The following is a 6,730-nucleotide window of genomic DNA, read 5'->3' as shown; positions in this document are numbered from 1 at the left end:
TTGAGCTATTTTAGGTGGAAGATTAACACAGCCATGTGACCCTTTTTTTAGATAGATATCTTTGCCAAACTCAGTTCTCCAATCAGCATCATGAAGACCAATGCTTCCGTTGAAAGGCATCCAGTACTTAACAGGTGTTTCATAATCTTCACCAACTAGAGTAGCATCACGTTCCTTGTATGTGATGCTATAAGTTCCAGCAGGAGTAGCATGATTCTTTGCTACATTACCAGATACAAAGTCGGACTCTGCAATAAGAACACCATCTTTGTAATAGAATAGGTGCTGAGCTGTTAGATTAACTTCTACATACGTATCACCGATATCATCGCTTCCGTATTGTTGCGCCGTTTGATAATAATTTGGTTGTTTTTCTGTTTGAATACCTGCTTTAATTGCTTCGATAATTTCTTGGCGTTCTGCAACACGGTTTAGCCACCAACCATAGTCGCCACCAATAACTGTTATTGTTTCTTCGTAACTAGTTTGGAAGTTTCGCTTTCGACCAAAGGAATTATAGGTTTTTCCAATATAATCCACATAATCTTTTACACGTTCTTCATCTAAGATAACTTGTTCGTCTTCGTCAATAGACAGCCAAGTATGTATTGTTGAACCGTCTAGTACCTCTGTTACATCACCAAAATGATAAGTTAAGGAAGTGGAAGTGTATAGATTTAAAGTGTCGCGCAATGTGATTAAAGTAGTATCTTCGCTAGTGATTGTTGGTTTGACATAACAATCAAGTTCTTCAAGAGAAACAGAGCTTTCAAAATTAGTTACGGCTTCCTTGATATATTCTGTTGTTTTCTTTTTTTTGAGTTTAGTCCCTTGTGTTGCCTCGATAATGGCATATCCATCGTCCATATATTCTGAAATATAAGCATTGTCAGGTTCTTGGGCTATGCTTGGGTCGTAGGCATCAAGTTCTGTAATCTTTTGTTGGAGTTTTTCCTCGTCAAAGGAAAGCATTGATGGAAATTCGTGTTCTGCATTTTGATTCAAAGCCGTGAACCAAAGATATGGTGATTGTTCTTCTTTTAAATCTTCCAAGCTACTACCAAAAGATATGGTAAAATCGATATCAGAACCAAAAATATGTTCCTCTATATCGCCACGTTCTTTAATTGTAAGGACATAATTGTCTGCTTCATACTTCAACAATGCCATAGCTTCTTCAACTGTTTTGTTGGAACAATCAATACCATTAATAATTGTATTCTTATAGTAATGCTTGCTATAGTAGTTTACAGCTAATAGATATCCTCCAACTAGTAAGACGACTAAGGCAAGAAAACTTCCAATTAGTAGTTTGACGAGTAAGGAAGTGCGTTTTTTGTGAGTTCTACTATTCATAAGTTTCCTCCATTAATGAGAGTTTATGTAGTTACTAGGAGATATCCCCCTAAGTAACTTTGCAGTAACAAAAGGGACGAAGTCCCCAAATGTCACTGTTTATATAATATGATAACACACTAGCATAAAAGTGCAAGTAGAGATGTAAAATTCTTGGTGGAAAATAGAGTTAAAATAGAGGTACGTACATGTTGTAAGTATGTTGCAACATGTACGTAAATTTTAATTGACAAATCATATGTCGTAGAGTATTATTATGTTATGAGATGTGCACGAGCACATTTGCGATTTAGCACGAATCAAAGTGTCGGTTGAAAGAATTTTACCATAATATAAAGAAAGGAGCCATGCGTGCCCTTCTTTCAACCTGTTTATATGGGCAGTATCACAATAGACTTGTGGTATGCATGGATTTAGATAATGAAAAATATTCCAGAAATAAAATTAGGTGTTGTAGCAGTAAGTAGAGATTGTTTTCCAATGTCATTATCAGAAAGCAGAAGAGCAGCAGTTGTAAAAGAATACACTCAAAAATATGGTGAAATCTTTGAATGTAAAACAACAATCGAAAATGAAGTTGACATGTTAAAAGCATTAAAAGAAGTAAACGAAGCGAATTGTAATGCTTTAGTAGTATACCTTGGAAACTTCGGACCAGAATCAGCAGAAACATTATTAGCTCAAAAATTTGACGGACCAGTTATGTTTGTAGCTGCTGCAGAAGAAAAAGGCGATAGCTTAGCAGATGACCGTGGTGATGCTTATTGTGGTATGCTAAATGCAAGCTACAACTTAAAACTTCGTAACATCAAAGCTTACATACCAGAATATCCAGTAGGAACTCCAGCTGAAGTAGCTGATATGATGGCAGAATTTCTTCCAATCGCAAAAACAGTTATTGGACTTCAAAACTTAAAGATTATTTCTTTTGGACCACGTCCACAAGATTTCTTAGCATGTAATTCACCAATTAAACAATTATATAATTTAGGTGTTGAGATACAAGAAAATTCAGAATTAGATTTATATGCTGCATTCAATGAACATGCAAATGATCCAAGAATCGCAGACGTAATCAAAGATATGGAAAACGAACTTGGTGAAGGTAACAATATGCCAGGAATCCTTCCTAAACTTGCTCAATATGAACTTACATTACTTGACTGGATGGAAGCAAACAAAGGATCAAGAGACTATGTTGTATTCGCAAACAAATGTTGGCCTTCATTCCAAACACAATTTGGATTCGTTCCATGTTATGTTAACAGCCGTTTAACAGCACAAGGAATTGCTGTAGCATGTGAAGTAGATATCTACGGAGCTTTAAGTGAGTACATTGGTACTTGCATTAGTGAAGATGCTGTTACATTACTTGACATTAACAACTCTGTTCCAGCAGATATGTATGAAGAAGAAATCAAAGGAAAATTTGACTATACATTAAAAGATACATTTATGGGATTCCACTGTGGAAACACTGCAGCTTCTAAGTTATCATTCTGCGCTATGAAGAACCAAAAAATCATGGCTAGAAGCTTAGAACCAAATCAAGAACCAAACATCACGCGTGGTACTTTAGAAGGAGATATTATTCCTGGTAACATCACATTCTTCCGTCTTCAAAGTACATCAGATGCAAAACTTACAGCATACGTAGCAGAAGGTGAAGTTCTTCCAGTAGCAACACGTTCATTTGGAGCAATTGGTATCTTCGCAATTCCAGAGATGGGAAGATTCTACCGTCATGTATTAGTAGAAAAGAACTACCCACATCATGGAGCAGTAGCATTTGGTCACTTTGGAAAGACTATATTTGAAGTGTTCAAATATTTAGATGTAGAAGATATCGGATTCAACCAACCAAAAGGAATGCTTTACAAAACTGAAAATCCATTCGCATAAGAATGTGTATGGAAGGATTTGTGTGCATAATTGTAACTTGAAGGACGAAGTCCTGAATAGTTAGCTTGAGAAGCATCGGTCTTCAATTGAGGACGACGATACCAATTTGAATTTTGTTCAATTGATGCCGTCGTCCTAACATTTGGGAAGGAGCAAAATTTTTGATATGGCAGTAACGATAAAACAGATTGCACAAGCGTGTAATATATCAAGAGGTACTGTGGATAGAGTACTGAATAATCGTGGAAATGTAAAACCTGAAACAGAAGAACTCATTCGTGAAACTGCCAAGCGCTTAGGTTATGTACCCAACCCAGCGGGCAAAGCACTTGCCGCACAAAAGAAAAATTATGTTATTGGTATACTTCTTATCTCGGAAGGGATTCGTTTCTATGATGAAGTAATAGCAGGAATCGAACGAGCGGAACAGGAGATTCAATCTTATGGTGTAAGTATTCTTCTGAAATCAATGAGAGGCTATCAAGTGGAGAAGCAGCTTGCGTTGATTGATGAGATGAAAGAACAGATTCATTTTCTGATTCTGAATCCAATGAATGACGAAAGAATCGCGAATAAGATTGAAGAACTTACAGAGCAAGGAATCGAAGTATTAACAATTAATACGGATATCGAGGATTCTAAGCGAATTAGTCATATTGGTTGTAACTATCTAAAGAGTGGTGAGACTGCAGCTGGTCTTTTAGGGCTAGTTACGAATGGAATTGCTAAGATAGGGATTGCAACTGGTACGCCAATGCTTTCTGGACATAATCAAAAAATCCTTGGATTTAATACGATTTGCAAAGAGAAATATCCTACTATGGAGATTGCAGATATTGTTGAGACGAACGATGATGATTTATGTGCGTATGAGAATACGAAGAAGATGCTTGATAAACATAAGGATATTACAGCACTCTATATTGTAGCAGCAGGTACCGTTGGTGTATGCAAAGCAGTAAAAGAGGCAGGATTAATTGATAAGATTACAATAATCGCATCTGACTTAATACCAGAAACACGTGAATTGATAGAAGAAGGAACAATAAAGGCGACAATATGTCAGCAACCATTTACGCAGGGGTATAAAGCAGTGAATATGGCTTTTCAATATTTGGTGAGTAATATTACACCAGCAAAGGAATTGAATATTATTAAGAATGAAATAAAAATTCTTGAAAATATAAATTAATGGAGGAAGTCAATGTTAAAAATTCAAAAAGTTACAGACGCTAGTTTTAAGAAATATGGACGCGTTTTAAATGATTATGATACAACAGATATTGTTAAAATTCTTGAATCTACACCATTGCCAGATGATGTTATCTATGTTCCATCTGTAGATGAGTTAGAAACAGCAGAAATTATGGACTATTTCACAAACAATGTATATGGAGGACTTCCTGTACAAGTTGGATACTGTAATGGACATAATAATACATTGAATGCATTAGAGTATCATAGAAGTTCAGAAATTAATATTGCAGCGAAAGATTTGATTCTTCTTATTGGTATGCAACAAGATATGGAAGATGATTATACATATGATACTTCTAAAGTAGAAGCATTTCTATTGCCAGCAAACATAGCAATTGAAGTATATGCAACAACACTTCATTATGCTCCTTGCGATGCAACAGAAGCAGGATTCCAATGTGTTGTAATTTTACCAAGAGATACAAATCTTGATTTAGAGAAGAAACCGGCAAATGCAAAAGGCGAAGATGCTTTACTATTTGCTAGAAATAAATGGCTTGTAGCACATGAAGAGTCAGGTCTTGATAAAGACGGTGCATTTATTGGTTTAAAAGGAACAAACTTAACAGTATAGTTTCCTTTAATAAGAGCGTAGTTTCTAAAAATTAATTATATATGTAAAAGGAGAAAGTAAAATGAAATTTTTTATTGACACAGCAAACGTTGAGGATATTAAGAAAGCAAATGATATGGGTGTAATTTGTGGTGTTACTACAAACCCATCATTAATCGCAAAAGAAGGAAGAGATTTCAACCAAGTTATCGCTGAAATCGCATCAATCGTTGATGGACCTATTAGTGGAGAAGTAAAAGCAACTACAGAAGATGCAGAAACAATGATCGCAGAAGGTAGAGAAATCGCTAAAATCCATCCAAACATGGTTGTTAAAATTCCTATGACAGTTGAAGGTTTAAAAGCTACAAAAGTACTTGCTAGCGAAGGTATCAAAGTAAACGTTACTTTAATCTTCTCAGCTAATCAAGCATTATTAGCTGCAAAAGCAGGAGCTGCTTATGTATCTCCATTCCTTGGACGTCTTGATGATATCTCTCAACCAGGTATCGACTTAATTCGTACAATCTCTGATATCTTCTCTGTACATGGTATCGAATCAGAAATCATCGCAGCAAGTGTTCGTAACCCAATTCATGTTACTGACTGTGCTTTAGCTGGTTCTGATATTGCAACAGTTCCATATTCAGTAATTGAAACAATGACAAAACACCCATTAACAGATCAAGGTATTGAAAAATTCAAAGCAGATTACAAAGCTGTATTTGGAGACTAAGAAATAGAAAAAAGCGAAACTTGCTTAAATGCAAGTTTCGCTTTTTGGATGCTGTTGATGTACTTGCGTATGGGGGAGTGTGTAATGCAAAACTTTTATATGTTATCGAAGCATATTCGCTGTCGCTCTCTAACACAAAACACGCTACACTCCAAAGAACTTCTAAGTGTGTACGGGAAAATTGTTGAAAAGGTACGGAAACGTCTTCGATTCGGCATCCTGCCTCAGCTCAGACTGGCTCGGCGTCCATGCCTCGCCTTCCTAGGGTGCAAATGTACACACTAAGAAGTACTAAGGAGTTTCGCTATCGTTTTTTAGTTAGAGAGCAACAGCGAATATGCAGGCATAGGTAATGAAGTTTTGCATGGTTACTTTGCTGATACACAAGTACTAGCTCTACAGCGAACCAAAACTATAAAGCATTGAATTTATATAACTCACAAAGTTATTGTTCATTCTACTGTTTTTTATTTGTGGTACTTTTAAGTTTCTTTGTTCGCCCTAGTAAAGTGTTCAATGAATAAATCCAAGAGCGTTTTTAACTATGCTCTTGGATTTAATGGAAAGGCCATTATTAAAATTAGATAACAGAATTTATGTACAATAAACAACTGGTATCTAATATGATGAAGATGAAGAAATAATTGGTTTTCCTTCTCTGTCAAGCAATGGCGTTAGTCCACCAGCGTATCCATCTTGGTGATAAAGGTAGTTGACACCAGTGACATTGTCTACCCAAATCTCAGTTATTGTTAATTTTCCTTGTTTATATATCTTTCGAAATCTATCTTCGTCTTTTCCCATAAAGTAACCCCTTTCTTATTATGCGTTTTTGATGTTAATGTGTTAATAGAAAAATGGTTTGATTACTAATGTTTTGCAATGAATTTTGGCTGTATCTTTGTATTCATTTGAAATAGTAAAAA

General features: G+C 35.7%; 6 protein-coding genes. 4 read left to right on the top strand and 2 right to left on the bottom strand.

The features are described 5' to 3' along the window. A partial coding sequence (locus RMR19_RS14375) for a L,D-transpeptidase family protein (protein WP_310604187.1) occupies nucleotides 1-1,356 on the bottom strand: 1,356 nt, incomplete at its 3' end. A gap of 420 nt (nucleotides 1,357-1,776) precedes the next feature. Here RMR19_RS14375 and RMR19_RS14370 point away from each other — a divergent pair. The 4 genes from RMR19_RS14370 (at nucleotide 1,777) to fsa (ending at nucleotide 5,804) form a co-directional block, all read left to right on the top strand. Continuing rightward, nucleotides 1,777-3,258 (top strand): L-fucose/L-arabinose isomerase family protein, encoded by a 1,482-nt coding sequence (locus tag RMR19_RS14370; protein WP_310604186.1) that lies wholly within the window; start codon nucleotides 1,777-1,779, stop codon nucleotides 3,256-3,258. A 166-nt stretch (nucleotides 3,259-3,424) separates the two neighbouring features. Beyond that, a complete protein-coding gene (locus RMR19_RS14365; protein ID WP_310604185.1) occupies nucleotides 3,425-4,450 on the top strand; it encodes a LacI family DNA-binding transcriptional regulator in 1,026 nt (341 codons plus the stop codon). A 12-nt stretch (nucleotides 4,451-4,462) separates the two neighbouring features. Then, entirely contained in the window at nucleotides 4,463-5,089 is a 627-nt protein-coding gene (locus RMR19_RS14360; RefSeq protein WP_310604184.1) for a DUF4867 family protein, read from the top strand. 61 nt (nucleotides 5,090-5,150) lie between these two features. After that, the gene (gene fsa / locus RMR19_RS14355) at nucleotides 5,151-5,804 is read left to right on the top strand and encodes a fructose-6-phosphate aldolase (RefSeq protein ID WP_310604183.1); all 654 of its coding nucleotides are present in this window, start codon (nucleotides 5,151-5,153) and stop codon (nucleotides 5,802-5,804) included. 618 nt (nucleotides 5,805-6,422) lie between these two features. On the opposite strand, the gene RMR19_RS14350 is transcribed toward fsa, so the two are convergent. Then, a complete protein-coding gene (locus tag RMR19_RS14350; RefSeq protein WP_310604182.1) occupies nucleotides 6,423-6,608 on the bottom strand; it encodes a DUF6440 family protein in 186 nt (61 codons plus the stop codon). Between the last annotated feature and the right edge of the window lie 122 nt (nucleotides 6,609-6,730).

This window comes from Anaerosporobacter sp. (assembly GCF_031551385.1).
GTDB lineage: Bacteria > Bacillota > Clostridia > Lachnospirales > Lachnospiraceae > Anaerosporobacter.
Note: the sequence above shows the minus strand (reverse complement) of the source record. Positions and strands in the feature narration are given on the sequence as shown.